Here is an 18577-nt window from a genome sequence, read left to right as displayed (position 1 = left end):
AATATTAATGGATTTTTTACATTGGAGGAACAATACATGTTAGTGTTTGTCTTTATAATCGTGATCTTATTTGCTTTCTATTTATTTTATAAAACAAAATACTTTAGAAGCAACCGTCCTGTAGAAAAGAAATGGCTTTCTGCTAAATCAAATATTGTTCTCGGCCTCTTCGTTCTATTCTTTGGCATTAATTCATTATTCATTTCTCAATCCATTGGTGTTTATATCATAGCTGCCATTTTCATCATCTATGGAGGCTTTTTCAGTTTGATCGGCTATAGAAAATATAAACATTACCTACCATTTGCAATTGAGGAAGCAGAAATGTTAAAAAATAATAATTAAAAAAAGCAAGCGATGGGTACTGAAGCTATGTAATAAAACGGAGCCGCTTCATAATGGAAGCGGCTTTTTTATGTTCGATCAATTAACTGACACATCATCAATGCTTTACCAACTAATATACCTTCATTGAAAACTTCTACATCTACTTTTCCAAACTTCCGTCCAACCTCTAATATTTTTGGATAGATTTCAAGCGTCGTTTCCATCTGAACTGGTTTTAGAAAGTAGATCGACATATTTTCAACGACAAGATCCCCTTTTTTATAGCTACGTAATACCCGATTGGCAGCCTCAGACACAATAGTGGTAAATACTCCATATGAAATGGTTCCCAAATAATTGGTCATTTGCGGAGTAACCTCACAGGTAAACGCTTCTTCTCCTTTTCCTGCTTGTATGAATTTCATTTGATTAGTTACGATATCATCAAGCGTCTCACCAACTTGTGGCTGTCTTTGATTCATTTGCAGCGCCTTCAGTACATCCTGCCTACTAACTAGCCCTTCTAAACGGTTCGAGTCGTCTGCTACAGGCAGAACCTCAATTCCTTCCCACACCATTGTATGGGCTGTAGATGCCACACTTGTTTTCCCTGTCACCGTCATTGGTTGCTTAGTCATAATTTTTTCAATAGGAGTGTCTTCATTCTGCCCCAAAACATCCTTGCTGGTGACCATCCCTTGAATTTTCATGTTATAGTCGACAACCGGATAACGGCTATGAGTGGTTTGCTTGTTTAATTCGTGCCACCTTGAAACTTTATCGGTCGTAAATAAATAATAAGTTTTCGATAAAGGGGTCAAAATATCTTCAACTAATATTATTTCCTTTTTAATTAATTGATCGTATATCGCCCGGTTAATCATGGTGGCCACTGTAAACGTATCATAACTAGTAGAGATAATCGGTAGTTCCAGTTGATCAGCAAGACGTTTTACATGCTCTTCCGTATCAAAGCCCCCAGTAATAAGGACAGCAGCACCTGCTTTAAGCGCCAGTTCATGTGCCTGTGTCCGGTTACCGACAATTAATAGATTGCCAGCTTCGGTATATCGCATCATCGCCTCGAGCTTCATCGCCCCGATAACAAATTTATTTAAGGTTTTATGCAAGCCGGTTTTTCCGCCCAAAACCTGTCCATCAACTATATTAACGACTTCTGCATACGTTAGTTTTTCAATGTTTTCTTTTTTCTTCCGTTCAATTCGAATCGTTCCAACTCGTTCTATTGTACTGACAAAGCCTTTATTTTCCGCTTCTTTTATGGCACGATAAGCTGTACCTTCACTTACATTCATCGCTTTAGCAATTTGTCTAACAGAGATTTTTTCCCCAATCGGAAGTTCGTCAATGTATTTTAATATTTTTTCATGTTTTGTCTTAGCAGCCAAGAGCTTCACCCTTTAACAATCGAATTCGAATCTATCCGTTCAACAGATGTCTCTAAATTCCATTATAAGGTGAATCTAATATTGATTCAATGCAATACCATATTGGTTTTTAATGAAAAGAACGTTTTTTCACCCTTCTTGGCTGAGGCTTTTGATATTGTTTTTTCGGAGAATAAAGGATCCCTGTTAGATTACCGGCAATTACCATCAGCGCCAACGCAAGCCAAGAGATAGCAAAAATTCCCTGTTCTCCTTCGATAGCTACATGAAGTCTCGGCACAGCATAATATAGCATTAAACCACTGAGCAAAAGGCACACCAAATATCGATTTTTCTTCATTTATTTTTCCTCCTCCATAAAAATAACTGCTTGTTTCATCTTTATGCACTTTGGAGGAAAAAAAGTAGTTATAGTTCGATCGCTTCCCCTGGCTCTAATACTTTCCCATTTTTATCTTCTAACATTTCAATAAATTTATATGGATCTTGTTGAATAGGTGGAAACGTATTGTAATGAATTGGAACCACTGTTTTTGCCTTCAAAAGTTTAGCTGCGTATGCTGCATCCTCTGGCCCCATTGTAAAATTGTCGCCAATTGGTAAAAATGCTACATCAATTGGATGACGTTCCCCAATCAACTTCATATCCGAAAACAGTCCAGTATCTCCTGCATGATATATGGTCTTTCCTTCACTCATAAACAGAATACCAGCAGGCATGCCACAGTATATTAGTTCATTATTTTCTGTTGTATAGCTGGAACCATGGAACGCTTGTGTCAGCTTTACTTTACCAAATTCAAATTGGCAGGCGCCGCCAATGTGCATCCCATGTGTATTCACTCCCTGCCAACTTAAATAGGTTGCTAATTCGTGGTTTGCCACCACCAATGCATTGTTCCTTTTTGCCAGTGCAACTGTATCCCCGACATGGTCATTATGGCCATGAGTTAAGAGAATCACATCTACTTTTATTTCATCTGGCTTTAAATCCGTTAAACCATTTCCAGTAATAAATGGATCAATTAAAATGTTTTTTCCTTTCGTATGAATTTGTACAACTGAATGTCCGTGATAAGAAATTTTCATATTGATGTCCCCTTTTTATAAAAATAACTATTATGTACTTCCATAAAAAATTTAGAATTCCTTCCTAATTATACCTAGATCAAGTTTGTTTTCACACCTGCTGACCCCAGATAGTTTACATTTCAATCATCTATTGATACTCTCAAAATGGATGTATTTTTTTATAGGGGGCAGAAATATGAATCAACGGTTAGAAAAGTTTCAATCATGGATGAAAGAAAATGAAATTGAAGTTAGCTTTGTTACCTCTTCTGAAAATGTCTTTTATATGAGCGGTTTTTATACAAACCCACATGAACGGCTACTTGCTCTTGTTGTATTTCAGGAAGCAGAGCCATTTCTTGTTTGTCCGGCCATGGAAATTCATGATGCTAAGAATGCTGGATGGGAGCATGAAATTATTGGCTTTAGTGACATTGATAATCCTTGGGAATTGATTCATCGATCTATTCAATCAAGAATGGATAACATTGCAAAAGTTGCTATTGAAAAAGAACATATGAATGTAGAACGCTATGAAAATCTTATGAAACTATTCCCTAATGCGAAGTTTGTTTCGGCAGAAGAAAAACTAAGACTCCTTCGGATGATTAAGGATGAAAAGGAATTAAAAATCCTAGAGGAAGCCTGTTCTCTAGCTGATTATGCAATCGAATTTGGAGTCAGTGAAATCAAAGAAGGAAAAAGCGAACTTGATGTATTAAATGCCATTGAATACGCCTTAAAACAAAAAGGAGTAACGGAAATGTCTTTTTCCACAATGGTATTAACCGGAGCTAATGCGGCTTCTCCTCACGGAAATCCAGGAAATAATAAAATTCAAAAAGGAGATCTTGTTTTATTTGACTTGGGCGTTGTTGTAGATCGTTACTGCTCAGACATAACAAGAACAGTGGCTTATGGAGATATTAATGACAAACAAAAGGAAATTTACGATACAGTATTAAAAGCACAATTAGCTGCGCTTGAAGTTAGTAAGCCAGGAGTAACTGCGCAAGAGGTAGATTTAACTGCTCGTCGAATCATTGCTGATGCTGGATATGGAGAGTATTTTCCACACCGTCTCGGCCATGGCCTTGGAATTAGCGTACATGAATACCCATCTTTGACCGAAACTAATCCATTGGTTATTCAAGAAGGAATGGTTTATACAATTGAACCTGGTATCTATGTCCCAGGAATCGCGGGTGTTCGGATTGAAGATGATGTGTACATCACATCCAATGGTGCTCGTACACTTACTAAATACCCGAAAGAATTACAAATCATCCAATAATCTTTTTGGATTTTTTTTACATTGAACTATTATCCTTTTTAATGTAATATACAAATACAAGCTGCATTGTACGTAATGATAATAAAGTTTTAACCTTTAAGCTGTAATAGGGAGTTTAACCATTGAAGCCGAAATGACAGGCCTCCGTCTATATGACATGGAGGACACGCAGGAAACGCTTCTGAGAACACCCACTTTGAGGAGTGGTGGTTTAAAACTTTCTTATTCGAAGTACGGCAATAGCGGCTCTAACAAATTGGGTCTTTCTAGCCAGCTTCCTTTTTGAGAGGCTGGCTTTTTTATTTAATAAAGAGGGTATCCCAAAAGTATACTTTATTGGGACACCCTCTTTTGTTTACTCTGAATCCTTTCTTTTGCTTTCGATTAGGTTTGCTTTTCCTCGGGCGTGGAGGAGTCTCGTTGTGTGCCTTCTACTTCAATCACAGACTGGATAAATAAATATTGAAACGTTTTACATAAGAAGGGGCTGTCTAAAAAGTCCATTTAAGAGAAAAATGAACCCAAATTAAAAACCCAAGAATGTTGATTTAACAGCATTCTTGGGTTTTGCTTTTATAAAGATTTCGGCTGAAATACCACTTTCCGGAGAGCCCCTTCTTTTTGTACAAGAATAGTACCACAGAAAGACCATTCTAACTCTGGATAACATCCAAACATCATACTCTTTACATTTAGGTAGCGCCATTCACCATACACTAATACAACTAATAATAAAAACAAACAAAGATGAACACTATAAAGTCGTATTAAAGTCCTTCTGGCACAGCCTCTGCTTTTTATCCTAATAATTCTCTCGCATCTCGATATTCTAGTCCATGGGCATCAGCAACAGCTTTATAGGTGACATAGCCATTTAGTGTATTAATCCCCTTTAATAAGGCTTCATTTTCTAAGCAGGCTTGGCGGTATCCTTTATTGGCAATCTGGAGTGCATAAGGAACCGTTACATTTGTTAAGGCAAAAGTAGATGTTCTCGGCACGGCTCCCGGCATATTTGCCACCGCATAATGAACAACCCCATGCTTGACATATGTCGGATCACTATGTGTGGTAATTCGATCTGTTGTTTCAAAAATACCCCCTTGATCGATTGCGATATCGACCACCACACTGCCCTTTTTCATCGATTTAACCATCTCTTCTGTTACCAGCTTTGGCGCCTTCGCTCCTGGTATAAGAACAGCCCCGATAACCAAATCTGAATCCTTTACTGCTTCGGCAATGTTATAAGGGTTGGACATAAGCGTCGTAACTTCTGATCCAAAAATATCGTCTAACTGACGCAGACGATCAGGGTTTAAATCAATGATCGTTACCTTTGCACCTAAACCAATCGCCATTTTAGCAGCATTCGTGCCAGCTACACCACCTCCGATAATGGTGACTTTTCCTCTTTGAACCCCCGGTACACCAGAAAGGAGAATTCCCATACCGCCATTGATCTTTTCCAAAAATTGCGCACCGACCTGAGTTGCCATTCTGCCAGCAACCTCACTCATTGGCGTCAATAACGGCAAAGTCGCATTTGGAAGTTGAACGGTTTCATAGGCAATCCCCACTACTTTTTTCTCAATTAGCGCCTTAGTCAATTCCGGTTCAGGTGCTAAGTGTAAATATGTAAATAATATTAATCCCTCACGGAAATACTTATACTCCTCTGGAAGTGGCTCCTTTACCTTCATCACCATTTCCATTGACCATGCCTCTTCCGCTGAGTTAACCAATTTCGCTCCCGCAGCTTGATAATCTTCATCTGTAAAGCCAGAGCCCAATCCTGCACCTTTTTCCACAAACACTTCATGCCCAAATTGAACCAGATTGACTACTCCTGCAGGTGTCATTGCCACACGATTTTCATTATTTTTAATTTCTTTAGGTACTCCAATGCGCATGATGGTTCCCTCCACAACAAATTGTAAACACTTTCATTTTATCAAAAAACATGCTTTTTCCAAAATATAGCCTCACCAAAAAATGGTAAGGCCTTTTCCCTTTTGTTTAGATAAAGAACGGATAAAAGAATGGGAAGCCAAAGCCAAATCCGAAAGGCGGGAAATATGGGAAAAATGGACGGTAGTAATAAGGTCTCCATCCCCACGGTCTGCCCCATCCCCAAACACGGTAATCAGTGTTTCCATAATTTAGTGTAGGATCATTGGGCATTTGTTCAGGGACCATATACATATTCTCATTCATGGTGGTTTTACCTCCTCAATGTGATGAATAATGTCACTAAAGAATATGCATATGTGGAGGTATATTCTTGGGTATACGCCCTTAATTTTCATTTTTATAAAGATGAAGCTTTAATGTTTAATAGCTGTCCAATTAGATGGACAGCTAACCTTTTACCTATTTCCCTTACTCCTCTTCCTCTGAAAAATCATCCTTTGTCGCAATATAGGTACCTTGATCAATAAATCCGCTGTTATATGCGTTCATAATTTGCTCGCTGATCTCACTTTCCCATTGCTCATCGAACTCAAAAGAATACCTCTGGTTAGGGTCAAACTTGCCCATCTAAAAAACCTCCTATTAATGTAAGTTCTTCATTATTGTTCGAAAAATTGCAACAGGTATACATTGTTAAATATTGTATAATCCGAAGTAGGGAGATGATAATCATGGGAATGAAATACCAAAAAATCATGGTAGCTGTTGATGGTTCAAAGGAAGCGGATTGGGCATTTAAAAAGGGGATTGAAATCGCGAAACGAAACCACGCTTCCTTGATTCTAGTCCATGTAATTGATACAAGATCATTTGCAATGATTGAAGCGTATGATACAGTCATTGGGGAAAGAGCAGAAAAACTGGCAAAAGATATGCTCGAAAATTATAAAAAACAAGCGGAAATGGCCGGTATGTCAGATGTAGAATATGTCATTGATTTCGGTTCCCCTAAGATTAAAATTCCTAGAGATTTAGCTAAAAAACATCATATCGACTTAATTATTTGCGGGGCTACTGGAATGAATGTTATGGAAAGACTTTTTATCGGCAGTGTTTCAGAACACATCACCCGCTATGCTCCATGCGATGTTCTTGTCGTACGAACAAAAAAGCTATAGAATAATTTATCAACTGGCATCGAACAAATTCATGGCACTCGTGCTTTTCAAACGAACTCGAAAGTTTTTTAATGAACGCCTCTTAGATCTGTAGTACAATGAAAGCAACTTACTCTTACATATCTTGGAGGCTATTAATGAAAGAACATTTTTCCTTCGATCAAAGACTCGGTATTGATATTCCTAATTTAGCTGCTGAATGGGAAGAATATAGCAAAAAGACACAAGAAGAGATCCTGCTTCATTGGGAGCGAATTAGGGGTTCTATCCCAGACAGGATTGCGGAACTTGAAAAGGAAATTAATCAAAAGCAGGCTCAGCTTTCGAATGAAAATGATTTCCTTCGATCCTGTCAGCTTAATACGGAAATAGCGGAACTAGCATCCATCATCAATGACTTGTGGATTTGGTACCGCGCTAACCAAACGATATCCGGAAAAGTCCACCATTAATAATTGAAGCTGGCACCTAAATACAGTGCCAGCCCTTTCTGCTTGTTATAAATCTTTTTGGATTTCCTTCACAATATGGCCAATTTCAGGAAGAATGAGCTTATTCATTGCAAGCTTTACAGCACCAGATGACCCCGGAGTAGAGAAAATGGCTTTATTTTTCACCACCCCAGCTATTGCCCTGGAAAGAATTGCGGCTGAACCAATATCCTCTTGATAACTCAAAAATCGAAACAACTCTCCAAACCCAACAATTTCTTTATCAAGTAAGCTTTGAACTGTTTCGATCGTGACATCCCGTTTGGCAATACCTGTACCACCATTGGTTAATATCACATCAATATCCTCACGTTCGCATCCTTTCAAAATTTCCGACTTGATTGCAGATACATCATCCTTTACTATGACATAATCCACAATAGAGTGTCCCTCTTGTTCAAGCAGGTCCATCATCAACCTGCCACTCCTGTCAGATTCCTTATCTCTTGTATCACTAACTGTTATTACTTTGCAATTTAACATTTTTTGAGCTGTCCTTTTATGTTCTTGAAAACTCATTTTGAAAACTCCTCTTTCTCATACAAATAGCGCAATTGATAATATTTTTCCGCAAATGATGTTACTTTTCTTGTTAACTGATAATTTACCCCTGCTCCTATGGCAATTCCCAAAAGTGGTACACCTTGTATTAGCTTATGACGGAATTGTGTTATAACCATAGCCTTTAATAGCTGTTGTAGTGGTTGTTCAATCCAGGTGATATCTGTTATTTCTTCCTTTCCTTCATAGAAATAAGGATTTTCCATTAATTCTAATTCCTGTTTTAATTCTAACCATCCCTGCTTTTGTAATCTTTGAGGAAGGCAAGCCGTATGAAATACCTTTAAAGAGGTCATCATTTCAAAAGGAGTATTCACTTCAAAGCCGTACGTCATCGCAATTAATTGTACAACCCTTAAATTGATGATTGTCAATGTTGGAATATCCATCCCTAAAAGCATCTTGCCACCTGTACCTGCCAATCCCCCTTGTACAAGGGAATAAAGCCGATGTCTTGCAATAAGCTGCCCTGCTATGTAATGTAATTGGTCAATTTCCAATTGCCTCATATCTTCAATTTTTTCAACTTCTTTAAGGAAAACCCTTCCAGAATCTAGAATTCTTTCCTTTGCATCCTGTTGCATCTGAGAAGATTGAATCATCCCGTGCAAATGAAACAACCAACTATCTATCACAGTGAAAAATTGCTTTTGAATCTTTTCAGGTAACAAAGAAAAGGTTCGATGTAAATATTTTTCATAGGCAAGTTGCAGGTCATTAGCCTCATAGTTCAGCAACTGATTTTCCCATTCTTGTATTTCTTTAAAGACGCTTCTATCCCGCTCAGTAAGTGGCATGTCAAGAGCCTCCTTTAGAAATCTTTTCATAAGTATATCATAAAAAAAGCAAAAGCCCTCATTGGGCTTTTGCTTATGAAAGAACTTATTTGATTTCTGCTAATCGCACGACATCGCGGGCAATCATAACTTCTTCATTTGTTGGTATTACAAGCACTTTAACAGGTGAATGTGGATAGTTAATAAACGCTTCTTTGCCTCTAACTTTATTTAATGTTGGATCCCAATATACACCCATAAACTCTAAACCTTTTAACACATTTTCACGAATGACATCACTATTTTCTCCAATACCAGCGGTGAAAATAATCGCATCTACCCCGTACATACGGGCAGCATAAGAACCAATATATTTATGGATTCGGTTAGAGAATACTTCTAGTGCAAGCTTTGCTCTTTCATTTCCTTGCTGTGCCTGTAATTCTATATCCCTTAAATCACTTGAAAAACCAGAAACTGCTAGCATTCCGCTTTTCTTATTTAAAACTTCTAAAACCTCATCTGCCGTTTTGCCTGTTTTCTCCATAATGAAAGGAATTAATGCAGGGTCAATGTTTCCAGAACGAGTACCCATAGTTACACCAGCAAGAGGAGTAAAGCCCATGGAAGTATCGATTGATTTACCACCCTGAATAGCCGCAATACTTGCACCATTACCCAAATGACAGGAAATTAACCGTAGTTGTTCGATTGGACGCCCTAAAAGTTCAGCAGCTCTTTGTGATACATATTTATGGCTTGTTCCATGGAAACCATATTTGCGGATTCCATATTTTTCATAATACTCATAAGGAAGACTGTATAGATAAGAGCTCGCCGGCATTGTTTGGTGGAATGCCGTATCAAACACAGCAACTGCCGGAACATTTGGAAGAACTTGTTTAAATGCTCGAATCCCTGTTACGTTTGCTGGATTATGTAATGGAGCCAGCTCTGATAATTCATCAATCTTTGTTAATACTTCGTCTGTAATTAGAACTGAGTCACTAAACTCTTCACCTCCGTGAACAACACGGTGGCCAATCCCTTCAATTTCAGACAGAGATTTAATAATTCCCAAAGTGGTCAATTTATCTAGTAAAAGTTTTACTGCTACTTCATGATTAGGAATATCTAATGTTTCCTGTAACTTTTCACCATTGACTGTTATATTAAAAATGGAATCATTGAGTCCAATTCTCTCAATCAACCCTTTTGTAATAACTTCCTCAGAAGGCATATCAAATAATTGAAATTTTAATGAAGAACTACCTGCATTTATCGCGATGATTTTTGCCATTTTGCTAAACGCTCCTTTATATCCATCATTTACATTTACTCTTTTATTATTTTGTACAAACCGTCCAGGTTTTCTCCCTCAATCATTTAATCATTGTAAAAAAAACATTTCAAGGCATTAACAAAATGGAAACGCTTACATTTAAAATATAAATGTATTCAAACTCTTTTTATTTTTGTAAAAAATACGAAAAGCGCAAGCACTCTGGGCTGCGGCGTAGGGCTTGGAGGTCTCCAACTAGATAAAGGAAACACGAGGAGCCCAAAGCGAATCGATGTTGACTTATCGTAGGGCGGAGACCGAAGGCGTCTCGCCGCTAGGGCGCTGGAGCTAGACAGTACTCAAAGTCAATAGATATTTTTTATCTTATTGGAAAAGCGATAGCCCTCTGTTTAGCGACGTATAGCCTCCTCCCAAAAGCTATCGCTTTCGGTCGTGCGATAATTATCGCTAACATAGCTTTCCCTTATGGTGCCCTTTAACTGAAAAAAAAGAAACAAAAAGAGAGGGAAGAGATTCGATAATGACTGATCGTAAGGCATAACACCACTATAGTGATTGCTCCAAAATATTCCTCAAAATAGAAAATTTACATTTTTACACAAAAAAATAACACCGAATGAATTCAGTGTTATCTTTTGTTCTCTGCAAACCATAGTTCCAATTTTTTTAAGATGTTGTCCATCTCGGCTTTTTTTGACAGAGTTGGGAGACTGGCGAGCAATACTTGCTTTGGTGGCTTTACTCCTTCACCTTTTTTCTGCACGATTAAAATGCTTTTCGCTGCATTTTTATTTTTGAACATACTAATTGGCAGTTGAAGTAACCCTTGAATAATTACATTTTCTTTGAAATAATCATGTAACTGTTTTGCCTGTTCACTTTCAAAGAGTCCATTAGGAATGATGAAAAATAAGTAACCGCCAGGCTTCGTATGCCGTATACTTTGTTCCATAAATAAATGATGAGCATAGGAATGTCCACTGCTCGCTTTTAGTTGATAAGCTGCTGCACGTAGATCATTTGGATAATAACCCACAGGCAAATCTGCAACAACCACATCTACAGGTTCAATAAATAGCGGCTCCAAACTGTCCTGATTAAAAAACTGAACCGGTTGCTCCTGTAAATTTGCATTGACATAAGCAAGTTTGATTAACAAATCATCAATCTCAACCCCAATTGCGGAAATATTTTTTTGCAAATGGTTGATTACTGTAAGCAATAGATTTCCTGTCCCAACAGCGGGGTCAAGTAGACGAAAAGATGTTTCTTTCATGAATCGGTCAACCAGGTAGGCCACTAGCAAGCCCACTGAATCTGGGGTCATTTGATGATTGGGCTGAACATTTTCCTTCATCCCTTTGAGGATAACAAGCTGATAAGCTTTGCGGATTTCTTCGTTTGAAAATTTTTCAATTTGAATCTCATTGTACTGCTTTTGTAGTCTTTTTACAGTTAGTTCACTTAATTCTTCCTGAAGAATGGTTCCTTGAAACAAATTCTCACCTGTTTCGGCTAATGCTTCTAGAAACGAACAATCCAATTCTTCCTGAAGAATAAGAGCTGTTTCATTAAATAAAGCAAATAATTTTTCAATAGGAGTAATATTCATACGTCCCCTCCTTTTATGTCATTGAAAAAAGACCTCGCCATTGGAGAGGCCTTCTAATATCAATTATTACTTCGCGTTTTTGGCAGCTTCTAAAGCCGCTTCATAGTTAGGGTGTTCAGTTACTTCATTCACATACTCAACATAAGTAACTGTATCAGAAGAATCAACAACAAACACCGCACGAGCCAATAACCGTAATTCCTTCATCGCTACACCATAGGCTTCGCCAAATGATAAATCACGGTGATCGGATAATGTTTGAACATTTTCAATACCTGCTGCAGCGCACCAGCGTTTTTGAGCAAATGGAAGATCAACGCTAACTGTTAAAACCTTGACATTATCTAAACCACTTGCTTCTTCATTGAAACGGCGAATTTCAGCATCACAAACACCCGTATCAAGAGAAGGTACTGAAGTGATGATACGAACTTGCCCCTTTGTATTTTCTAAAGTGACCTCAGATAAATCATTTGCTAGAACAGTGAAGTTTGGAGCTTTATCGCCTACTTTTACTTCGTTTCCCAGTAAGGTAACTGGCTTTCCCTTAAACGTAACATTTGCCATTTTTCCATCCTCCTTAGTCGTATCAAGTATCACAAGTTTTTCAGGTAAATACCTACTCACTTGGATATGTACAGTGTAAATATATCCTGCCACGAATATTTTTGCAATGAATATGACTTTTGGGATAATCCTTCCTTTATCCACATCATGAAAAAAGTTAACCTTCATACCTTTTTAGAAGGTTAACTTTCTTTCCTATAAATCTAAATCAAGCTTCGGTTTTTCATGGGATTCAAACCTGTCCTTCTGTTGGGATTGGTCTTTTTTTGAGAACATTTGTTGAATCTTATCCACTGCTTGAGGAGCAAGCTCTAATATTTTCTCGTATAAATGAGTGCTTTCATCTAAATGAAGCATTTTAACCCCTTGACTATTTACAATTAAAAAGGCAATTGGAGTAATTGACACGCCAGCCCCGCTACCACCGCCAAATGGGTGCTTTGATTGCCCTTGGCTTTCTCCTTGGCCTTGTCCTTGGCTTTGCCCCTGATTTTTAGACCCGCTTATATTGAATTCGCTACCCCCAGCAGCAAATCCAAAACCAACCTTTGAAACTGTCAAAATAACACTACCATCAGGTGTTTCCACTGGATCTCCGATGATCGTATTGACATCAATCATTTCCTTAAGGCTTTCCATCGCAGTTGTCATTAAACCTTGTATTGGATGCTCTGACATTGCCGTATCCTCCTATTTCAATTAAGATTTTCTTTCTCAGCTAATCAAACCACTGACCCATTTTCCAATGAATTAGCCAGTGGATGAATTCGCTTTGGTAGAAAAATGGGTTTTATTATTGAAGGTCTTTATACTTCCCTTCCAAAATTTAATCATTTTTAATCCTGCTAAAATAGCATACCCGATTCGAAACTGAAAAATACATGACACCCTTGTCTGAATGACATTCGCTTGGAAATGAGGAGTAATAGAAATAACAGGCATCACCTTTAGTTTGAAATATTGGCTTAATAAACCAGTCATATTCCCTTTGATGGACCACAAAACACCCGTTACAATAGCCGTATGGGCTGCATCACCAACTCCAATCATGGTTTGCCACTCAAACTTATTAATACTGATTTTTTGAAGAAATTTTTTAATAATCGTATGTAAATGAACGACTTTTTTAAGCAAAAAGTTCATCCTTCGATAGTTTTCTAAAAAATCATTTTTGGTAAATTGTTTTACATCATATTCAGTATTTTCAACATTATCATCGTTTCCCATAGCCGACTTGCTTTTTATGATTATACTAGGTGAATTCTCATCTATTTTTACAAATGGGATTTTTTTCTTGTATCGAATTAATCCAAACCAGATACGAAATTCAATCTGTAAATCATCATTATCATTGTGGTGATAATAATTTATTGAAATGGTTAATTTTGTCGTCAATAAAAGAAGTAATATAAGTGCAATAACTAAAATAAAAACTAGCAACCAAACCAAATTGATTCACAACCTTTCAGCCTGCTAGTATGTCCTGTTCATCAAAAAAATAAACCTATCAACTTATCGTTGATAGGCTTTAATTCTTTATTCGACGTGAACGACGGTTGTGTCTGTGAAAAGATCATGTAATCCCTGTTTCTTAGGCATAAAAGCTGTAATGACATATCCTAAAACAACTGTGGCCGAAATAAACCTTCCAATCCATTCTCGAAACAAAACGGTCCCCCATGTTAATTCCTCAGAATGAAAGTTTACAACCCTTAGTCCAAATACCATTTTCCCTAATGTCTGTTGGAAATATTTAGTCATTAAAACAAAATACAAGTAAAAGATGAAGGCTGAAGTAATGGAAACAGGCGCAAACATATTATATTCGGTTAAGGAAATATCTAACCAACGAAAAACTGGATTAATCAACAGTCTTTCAATACTTCCAATTACTAACAAATCAAGTAAATAGGCCCAAAAACGCATCCAAAAGCCGGCGTAACGAAATGTCCTTTTGGATGAATTAGATGGATCATGTTCCTGGTCTTCATGACTATATGGTTGCTCAGCTATAGGTTCATGATTCACCTGTGGATCTTCCAAATGATCAAATTGTTCGTTCAATTGGTTATTATTATCCATTATTCACACCTCACTCCGCATAAAGATACATGAGACGTGGTGAATTTGGTTTAGAGAGAAGTTTCATTAAACCGGTCATTTCAATGTTGTTACCAATCAACTTTTTCGCTTGCAATTGGAACAAAGAAGCAAATCCTAGATCTTCAGTATAGCGGACAACTTGTGCACCATTGAGTTTTTCATTTTTCTTCATTTCATCAATGACATCATCCAAATATCCAAAACCATCAATAAGATTTAATTCCTTTGCCTGTCGGCCATCATATACACGTCCATCGGCAATCTCTCTCACTTTTTCCTCACTCATTCCGCGACCCTCGGCTATCACTTTTACAAAACCATTGTACGAATTGTCAATCATTTGTTGTAAAATCTGCCGTTCTTCCTCTGTCATTTCTCTTGTTGGGCTCATAATATCTTTGTATTCACCGCTTTTAATCGTAACAAATTCAACACCATACTTTTCTGCCAGTTTTTCGTAGTTAATGCCCTGCATAATCACTCCGAGGCTTCCGGTCATGGTTTCCGGACTAGCATAAATTTTCTTAGCCGCAGTTGAAATATAGTACCCTCCTGAAGCAGCCATGGACCCCATTGATATATAAATAGGTTTCTTCGTTTCCTTCTGAATTTCTTTTAGCTCCTTATGGATTTCAGCACTTTCAACTACTCCGCCTCCTGGTGAGTTTACCTGAATAATGACTCCTTTCACAGTATCATCTTCTTTAATTTGTTTCAGTTTTTTCATAAACGAGCGATGATTGTAACTGGAATCAGATAATAGCGCTTCTGTTCCCCCTGTATCTTGGATAACACCATTTATATCAAGGACTACAATTTTCTTTAATTCACTACCTTCTTCCACTACTTCCTCGGTAAATGGATCCTCTGCAGTAGCCAGAAACTCACTAAAGTCCGTCTCTATGCCTTTAAACGCAAAAGAGGATAAAAAATTGACCAATACAGATACAAAAAATAATGCCGCTGCAATGCCAAGCGCAGCCCAACGTTTTCCATTCATTTGTTTCCCCCATTTCTACTTTTAATAATCAAATATTTCAAATTGTTTCAAAAAAATGATAAACTAATTGAAGACTACTATCATTTTATCAAAAAATTATTTTCCAATGAGTAAAACAAAATAGTTTTTACATAAATATTACAGGAGGTACAATTTATGCCAGAAAGAAAGAATGTATTTTATTATTATAAACAGGAACCAGAGATTCTCGCAAAGGTAACGCCTCTTTTTGAAGCGACCAAACGTTATGGTTTTACGATTGTTAACGATTATAAACAGGCAAATATTATTGCAAGTATTGGGGATGACGGAACCTTTCTTCAAGCCGTTCGGAAGACTGGTTTTCGTGATGATTGTTTATATATGGGGATCTCCACAAATAACAGCTTGAACATGTATTGTGACTTCCGAATTGAGGAAACATCCAATATGATTAATGCAATGTTGAATGAACAACTGGAAGTTCGTCGTTATCCTCTTATCGAGGTTTATGTAGAAGGGCAAGGAACTTTTACTTGTTTAAATGAATTCAGTATTCGTTCTTCCATCATCAAGACTCTTGTGATTGATGTATTTGTTGACCAATTACATTTTGAAACCTTCCGCGGTGATGGATTAGTAGTAGCCACTCCGACAGGAAGCACGGCTTACAATAAGTCCGTCAATGGTGCAATTGTAGACCCTCTTCTTTCATGTATGCAGGTGAGTGAAGTAGCATCCCTTAATAATAACAACTATCGGACTCTCGGATCCTCATTTATTTTAGGTGCCGAGCGCAAACTGACACTTAAGGTCGTTTCGGAAGATAATGATTATCCGATCATGGGATTGGATAATGAAGCATTAAGTATTAAACATGCAAATAAAATTACCATTCAGTTAAGTAATAAAAAATTAAAAACATTAAAGTTAAAAAATAATTCGTTCTGGGAAAAAGTAAAACGAACTTTCCTATAAAGAAAAAAGGGACCATCCAGAAAGCCGAAATTTCGACATCTGGATGCCCCTTTTTATTTTTTTAATATTAATATATTCATTTTTTAGACCTTATTATGGTAATATTATTTTTTAAGTGCTTGCATTTCTTTTTGACGTAATTCAACGCGGCGGATTTTTCCTGAAGTCGTTTTCGGAAGCTCAGTGACATATTCAATCTTTCTTGGATATTTATAAGGTGCTGTTAAGGATTTGACATGATCCTGCAAGATTTTTGTTAGGTCTGTTTCTGATTCTGTAACCCCTTCACGCAAGACGACAAAAGCTTTAACAACAAAACCGCGAATCTCATCTGGACTGGCAACAACTGCACATTCCTTTACATATGGATGCTTAACTAAAGCATCTTCCACTTCGAAAGGACCGATTGTATACCCTGAACTGATGATAATGTCATCGCCCCTGCCCTCAAACCAGAAATAACCATCCTCGTCCATTTTTGCTTTATCGCCGGTTACATAATAATCTCCACGGAATTGCATTGCAGTTCTTTCTGGATCCTTATAATAATTTTTAAATAATGCTGGTGTTTCTACATGGACAGCAATATCTCCAACTACTCCAACCGGACAAGGTTTTCCGTTTTCATCAATAATTTCTACCCTATTTCCTGGTGTCGGCTTGCCCATTGAACCCGGTTTTAGTTCCATCCCTTTCGTTACGCCGACAAGGAGTGTATTTTCCGTTTGGCCATATCCATCCCGAACATCGATATTAAAATATTTTCTAAACGTGTCAATGACTTCCCGATTTAACGGCTCTCCAGCAGATACCGCACTATGAAGGTTTGGTAGCTTAAATTCAGCCAAATTATCAACTTTAGCCATTAAGCGATACTCGGTCGGGGTACAGCATAGTACATTCACATCATATTTTTGTAGAAGACTTAAGTATTTCTTTGGCTCAAATTTCCCATGATAAACTAATCCGGTGGCACCAGATCCTAAAACGGAAAGGAACGGGCTCCAAATCCACTTCTGCCAGCCTGGTCCAGCTGTTGCCCAAACCATATCACCCTCTTCAATACAGAGCCATTTAGCTGCTGCTGTTCGTAAATGTGCATATGCCCATCCATGAGTATGCACAACTCCTTTTGGGTTTCCGGTTGTCCCAGATGTATAGGATAAAAAGGCCATATCATCTCTTAAAGTATCAGCCATTGCAAATTCTTCTGAAGACGCTTTCATTTCTTCATCTAATTGAATCCAGCCGTCTTCCTTTCCGCCAATTGTAAACTTAACCAATTCTTGCTGAGAAGTAATATTTTTAAATTGCTCTACATAAGGATAATAGCTAATAACAGCCTTAACGTCCCCGTGGGTGATTCGGTATTGCAGATCTTTCTCCCTTAACATTTCCGAGCTTGGAATGACCACCAACCCTGCTTTTAGGGCAGCCAAATAAATGACATATGCCTCAATTAAGCGCGGTACCATTACTAAGACTATATCTCCCTTTGTTAAACCACTTTGAACAAACACATTTCCCGCTTGATTTACTTGTTTCATTAACTGTTCATATGTAATCTCTTTTTTTTCTCCAGCTTCATTTTCCCAAATTAAAGCCTTTTTGTTCGGGTTTTTAGCAAATTTCTCCACCTCTGAAACAAGGTTATACTTTTCAGGCGCAATTAAGTCTTCCCGTTTCATTTTTCCGATTCCCCCTAAATTTTTTTATGAACATTATTATTATACAAAATTATTTTAAAATTTAAAATTATTATTCTGAAAAGTAATAATAAAAAATCGAGTAGGAAGGGGTGATTAACCCCCGTCCTCTCACACCACCGTACGTACGGTTCCGTATACGGCGGTTCAACCAAGATAAATGACGCAAGAATTCATAACGTTTCTGTAGACTTTTAAGCCCTTGGTTACTCCAATAGGAGTTTCCAAGGGTTCTGTGTAATATGGGACTTTTTGAGATTCGCCAATAACCTTTACGACTGTTCCCCCATTCATAAGCTTTCCATTCA

General features: G+C 37.5%; 21 protein-coding genes, 1 other RNA gene and 1 pseudogene. 6 read left to right on the top strand and 17 right to left on the bottom strand.

Annotated features, from left to right (window positions below; genetic code table 11):
• Positions 1 to 36: 36 nt before the first annotated feature.
• Positions 37 to 345, top strand: a complete 309-nt coding sequence (locus tag GZA11_RS10625; RefSeq protein WP_163183777.1) for a YtpI family protein — start codon at positions 37 to 39, stop codon at positions 343 to 345.
• Positions 346 to 413: 68 nt separating this feature from the next.
• On the opposite strand, the gene GZA11_RS10620 is transcribed toward GZA11_RS10625, so the two are convergent.
• From GZA11_RS10620 to GZA11_RS10610, 3 genes are all read right to left on the bottom strand, one after another.
• Positions 414 to 1736, bottom strand: coding sequence for a CBS domain-containing protein (locus tag GZA11_RS10620; protein WP_163183775.1), 1323 nt, complete (start codon positions 1734 to 1736; stop codon positions 414 to 416).
• Between the two features lie 109 nt (positions 1737 to 1845).
• Positions 1846 to 2076, bottom strand: a complete 231-nt coding sequence (locus GZA11_RS10615) for a hypothetical protein (protein ID WP_038536694.1) — start codon at positions 2074 to 2076, stop codon at positions 1846 to 1848.
• Positions 2077 to 2144: 68 nt separating this feature from the next.
• Complete coding sequence (locus GZA11_RS10610) at positions 2145 to 2825, bottom strand: metal-dependent hydrolase (protein WP_163183773.1); 681 nt, start codon at positions 2823 to 2825, stop codon at positions 2145 to 2147.
• Between the two features lie 178 nt (positions 2826 to 3003).
• Here GZA11_RS10610 and GZA11_RS10605 point away from each other — a divergent pair, with 178 nt between their 5' ends.
• Together GZA11_RS10605 and ssrS are read left to right on the top strand one after the other, a co-directional pair.
• Positions 3004 to 4101 (top strand): M24 family metallopeptidase, encoded by a 1098-nt coding sequence (locus GZA11_RS10605; RefSeq protein ID WP_163183771.1) that lies wholly within the window; start codon positions 3004 to 3006, stop codon positions 4099 to 4101.
• A gap of 55 nt (positions 4102 to 4156) precedes the next feature.
• A non-coding RNA gene (gene ssrS / locus GZA11_RS10600) (6S RNA) lies at positions 4157 to 4354 on the top strand.
• Positions 4355 to 4898: 544 nt separating this feature from the next.
• Here ssrS and ald read toward each other — a convergent pair.
• The 3 genes from ald to GZA11_RS16510 all read right to left on the bottom strand — a co-directional run bounded on the left by ald (position 4899) and on the right by GZA11_RS16510 (position 6642).
• On the bottom strand, positions 4899 to 6014 hold the full coding sequence (gene ald / locus GZA11_RS10595) for an alanine dehydrogenase (RefSeq protein WP_163183769.1): 1116 nt from the start codon (positions 6012 to 6014) through the stop codon (positions 4899 to 4901).
• A gap of 106 nt (positions 6015 to 6120) precedes the next feature.
• Positions 6121 to 6318 (bottom strand): hypothetical protein, encoded by a 198-nt coding sequence (locus GZA11_RS10590; RefSeq protein WP_163183767.1) that lies wholly within the window; start codon positions 6316 to 6318, stop codon positions 6121 to 6123.
• A gap of 165 nt (positions 6319 to 6483) precedes the next feature.
• The gene (locus GZA11_RS16510) at positions 6484 to 6642 is read right to left on the bottom strand and encodes a hypothetical protein (protein WP_200878224.1); all 159 of its coding nucleotides are present in this window, start codon (positions 6640 to 6642) and stop codon (positions 6484 to 6486) included.
• A gap of 104 nt (positions 6643 to 6746) precedes the next feature.
• Here GZA11_RS16510 and GZA11_RS10585 point away from each other — a divergent pair, with 104 nt between their 5' ends.
• Together GZA11_RS10585 and GZA11_RS10580 are read left to right on the top strand one after the other, a co-directional pair.
• Positions 6747 to 7193, top strand: coding sequence for a universal stress protein (locus GZA11_RS10585; protein ID WP_038536700.1), 447 nt, complete (start codon positions 6747 to 6749; stop codon positions 7191 to 7193).
• A 137-nt stretch (positions 7194 to 7330) separates the two neighbouring features.
• On the top strand, positions 7331 to 7645 hold the full coding sequence (locus GZA11_RS10580; RefSeq protein ID WP_038536702.1) for a hypothetical protein: 315 nt from the start codon (positions 7331 to 7333) through the stop codon (positions 7643 to 7645).
• Positions 7646 to 7690: 45 nt separating this feature from the next.
• Here the strand turns inward: GZA11_RS10580 and GZA11_RS10575 are convergent, their stop codons facing one another.
• The 9 genes from GZA11_RS10575 to sppA all read right to left on the bottom strand — a co-directional run bounded on the left by GZA11_RS10575 (position 7691) and on the right by sppA (position 15606).
• Entirely contained in the window at positions 7691 to 8203 is a 513-nt protein-coding gene (locus GZA11_RS10575) for a MogA/MoaB family molybdenum cofactor biosynthesis protein (protein ID WP_163183765.1), read from the bottom strand.
• A complete protein-coding gene (locus GZA11_RS10570) occupies positions 8200 to 9042 on the bottom strand; it encodes an EcsC family protein (RefSeq protein WP_163183763.1) in 843 nt (280 codons plus the stop codon). Before GZA11_RS10570 ends, GZA11_RS10575 begins: the two co-directional genes overlap by 4 nt.
• An 85-nt stretch (positions 9043 to 9127) precedes the next feature.
• Positions 9128 to 10321 carry an acetate kinase gene (locus GZA11_RS10565; protein WP_038536705.1) on the bottom strand — a complete coding sequence of 398 codons (1194 nt, stop codon included), beginning with the start codon at positions 10319 to 10321 and terminating at the stop codon, positions 9128 to 9130.
• Between the two features lie 631 nt (positions 10322 to 10952).
• Positions 10953 to 11936, bottom strand: a complete 984-nt coding sequence (locus tag GZA11_RS10560; RefSeq protein ID WP_163183761.1) for a class I SAM-dependent methyltransferase — start codon at positions 11934 to 11936, stop codon at positions 10953 to 10955.
• A gap of 66 nt (positions 11937 to 12002) precedes the next feature.
• Positions 12003 to 12503 carry a thiol peroxidase gene (gene tpx, locus GZA11_RS10555; protein WP_163183759.1) on the bottom strand — a complete coding sequence of 167 codons (501 nt, stop codon included), beginning with the start codon at positions 12501 to 12503 and terminating at the stop codon, positions 12003 to 12005.
• A 195-nt stretch (positions 12504 to 12698) separates the two neighbouring features.
• Positions 12699 to 13181, bottom strand: coding sequence for a GerW family sporulation protein (gene ytfJ, locus GZA11_RS10550; protein WP_163183757.1), 483 nt, complete (start codon positions 13179 to 13181; stop codon positions 12699 to 12701).
• Between the two features lie 72 nt (positions 13182 to 13253).
• The gene (locus GZA11_RS10545; protein ID WP_163183755.1) at positions 13254 to 13952 is read right to left on the bottom strand and encodes a DUF2953 domain-containing protein; all 699 of its coding nucleotides are present in this window, start codon (positions 13950 to 13952) and stop codon (positions 13254 to 13256) included.
• Between the two features lie 87 nt (positions 13953 to 14039).
• On the bottom strand, positions 14040 to 14585 hold the full coding sequence (locus tag GZA11_RS10540) for an RDD family protein (protein WP_038536713.1): 546 nt from the start codon (positions 14583 to 14585) through the stop codon (positions 14040 to 14042).
• Positions 14586 to 14595: 10 nt separating this feature from the next.
• Entirely contained in the window at positions 14596 to 15606 is a 1011-nt protein-coding gene (gene sppA / locus GZA11_RS10535) for a signal peptide peptidase SppA (protein ID WP_163183753.1), read from the bottom strand.
• A 156-nt stretch (positions 15607 to 15762) separates the two neighbouring features.
• Between sppA and GZA11_RS10530 the strand changes: the two genes are divergently transcribed.
• Positions 15763 to 16563: an NAD kinase gene (locus GZA11_RS10530; RefSeq protein WP_038536716.1), complete on the top strand. Its 801-nt coding sequence runs from the start codon at positions 15763 to 15765 to the stop codon at positions 16561 to 16563.
• Positions 16564 to 16667: 104 nt separating this feature from the next.
• Here GZA11_RS10530 and mbcS read toward each other — a convergent pair whose 3' ends face one another.
• Positions 16668 to 18251, bottom strand: coding sequence for an acyl-CoA synthetase MbcS (gene mbcS, locus GZA11_RS10525; protein WP_038536718.1), 1584 nt, complete (start codon positions 18249 to 18251; stop codon positions 16668 to 16670).
• A 70-nt stretch (positions 18252 to 18321) separates the two neighbouring features.
• Positions 18322 to 18577 (bottom strand): annotated as a pseudogene (locus GZA11_RS16730) (hypothetical protein); the annotation flags it as partial.

It is taken from the genome of Neobacillus sedimentimangrovi (genome assembly GCF_010614825.1).
Classification (GTDB): domain Bacteria; phylum Bacillota; class Bacilli; order Bacillales; family Cytobacillaceae; genus Neobacillus; species Neobacillus thermocopriae.
The sequence above is the reverse complement of the archived record's forward strand: the minus strand, read 5'-3'. Positions and strand labels throughout refer to the sequence as shown.

Excerpts from the sequence above, each read along its gene's own strand:
- GZA11_RS10625 (WP_163183777.1), top strand. The coding sequence starts at position 37 with ATGTTAGTGTTTGTCTTTATAATCGTGATCTTATTTGCTTTCTATTTA.
- GZA11_RS10615 (WP_038536694.1), bottom strand. The coding sequence starts at position 2,076 with ATGAAGAAAAATCGATATTTGGTGTGCCTTTTGCTCAGTGGTTTAATG.
- GZA11_RS10610 (WP_163183773.1), bottom strand. The coding sequence starts at position 2,825 with ATGAAAATTTCTTATCACGGACATTCAGTTGTACAAATTCATACGAAA.
- GZA11_RS10605 (WP_163183771.1), top strand. The coding sequence starts at position 3,004 with ATGAATCAACGGTTAGAAAAGTTTCAATCATGGATGAAAGAAAATGAA.
- ald (WP_163183769.1), bottom strand. The coding sequence starts at position 6,014 with ATGCGCATTGGAGTACCTAAAGAAATTAAAAATAATGAAAATCGTGTG.
- GZA11_RS10590 (WP_163183767.1), bottom strand. The coding sequence starts at position 6,318 with ATGAATGAGAATATGTATATGGTCCCTGAACAAATGCCCAATGATCCT.
- GZA11_RS16510 (WP_200878224.1), bottom strand. The coding sequence starts at position 6,642 with ATGGGCAAGTTTGACCCTAACCAGAGGTATTCTTTTGAGTTCGATGAG.
- GZA11_RS10585 (WP_038536700.1), top strand. The coding sequence starts at position 6,747 with ATGGGAATGAAATACCAAAAAATCATGGTAGCTGTTGATGGTTCAAAG.
- GZA11_RS10580 (WP_038536702.1), top strand. The coding sequence starts at position 7,331 with ATGAAAGAACATTTTTCCTTCGATCAAAGACTCGGTATTGATATTCCT.
- GZA11_RS10575 (WP_163183765.1), bottom strand. The coding sequence starts at position 8,203 with ATGAGTTTTCAAGAACATAAAAGGACAGCTCAAAAAATGTTAAATTGC.
- GZA11_RS10570 (WP_163183763.1), bottom strand. The coding sequence starts at position 9,042 with ATGCCACTTACTGAGCGGGATAGAAGCGTCTTTAAAGAAATACAAGAA.
- GZA11_RS10565 (WP_038536705.1), bottom strand. The coding sequence starts at position 10,321 with ATGGCAAAAATCATCGCGATAAATGCAGGTAGTTCTTCATTAAAATTT.
- GZA11_RS10560 (WP_163183761.1), bottom strand. The coding sequence starts at position 11,936 with ATGAATATTACTCCTATTGAAAAATTATTTGCTTTATTTAATGAAACA.
- tpx (WP_163183759.1), bottom strand. The coding sequence starts at position 12,503 with ATGGCAAATGTTACGTTTAAGGGAAAGCCAGTTACCTTACTGGGAAAC.
- ytfJ (WP_163183757.1), bottom strand. The coding sequence starts at position 13,181 with ATGTCAGAGCATCCAATACAAGGTTTAATGACAACTGCGATGGAAAGC.
- GZA11_RS10540 (WP_038536713.1), bottom strand. The coding sequence starts at position 14,585 with ATGGATAATAATAACCAATTGAACGAACAATTTGATCATTTGGAAGAT.
- sppA (WP_163183753.1), bottom strand. The coding sequence starts at position 15,606 with ATGAATGGAAAACGTTGGGCTGCGCTTGGCATTGCAGCGGCATTATTT.
- GZA11_RS10530 (WP_038536716.1), top strand. The coding sequence starts at position 15,763 with ATGCCAGAAAGAAAGAATGTATTTTATTATTATAAACAGGAACCAGAG.
- mbcS (WP_038536718.1), bottom strand. The coding sequence starts at position 18,251 with ATGAAACGGGAAGACTTAATTGCGCCTGAAAAGTATAACCTTGTTTCA.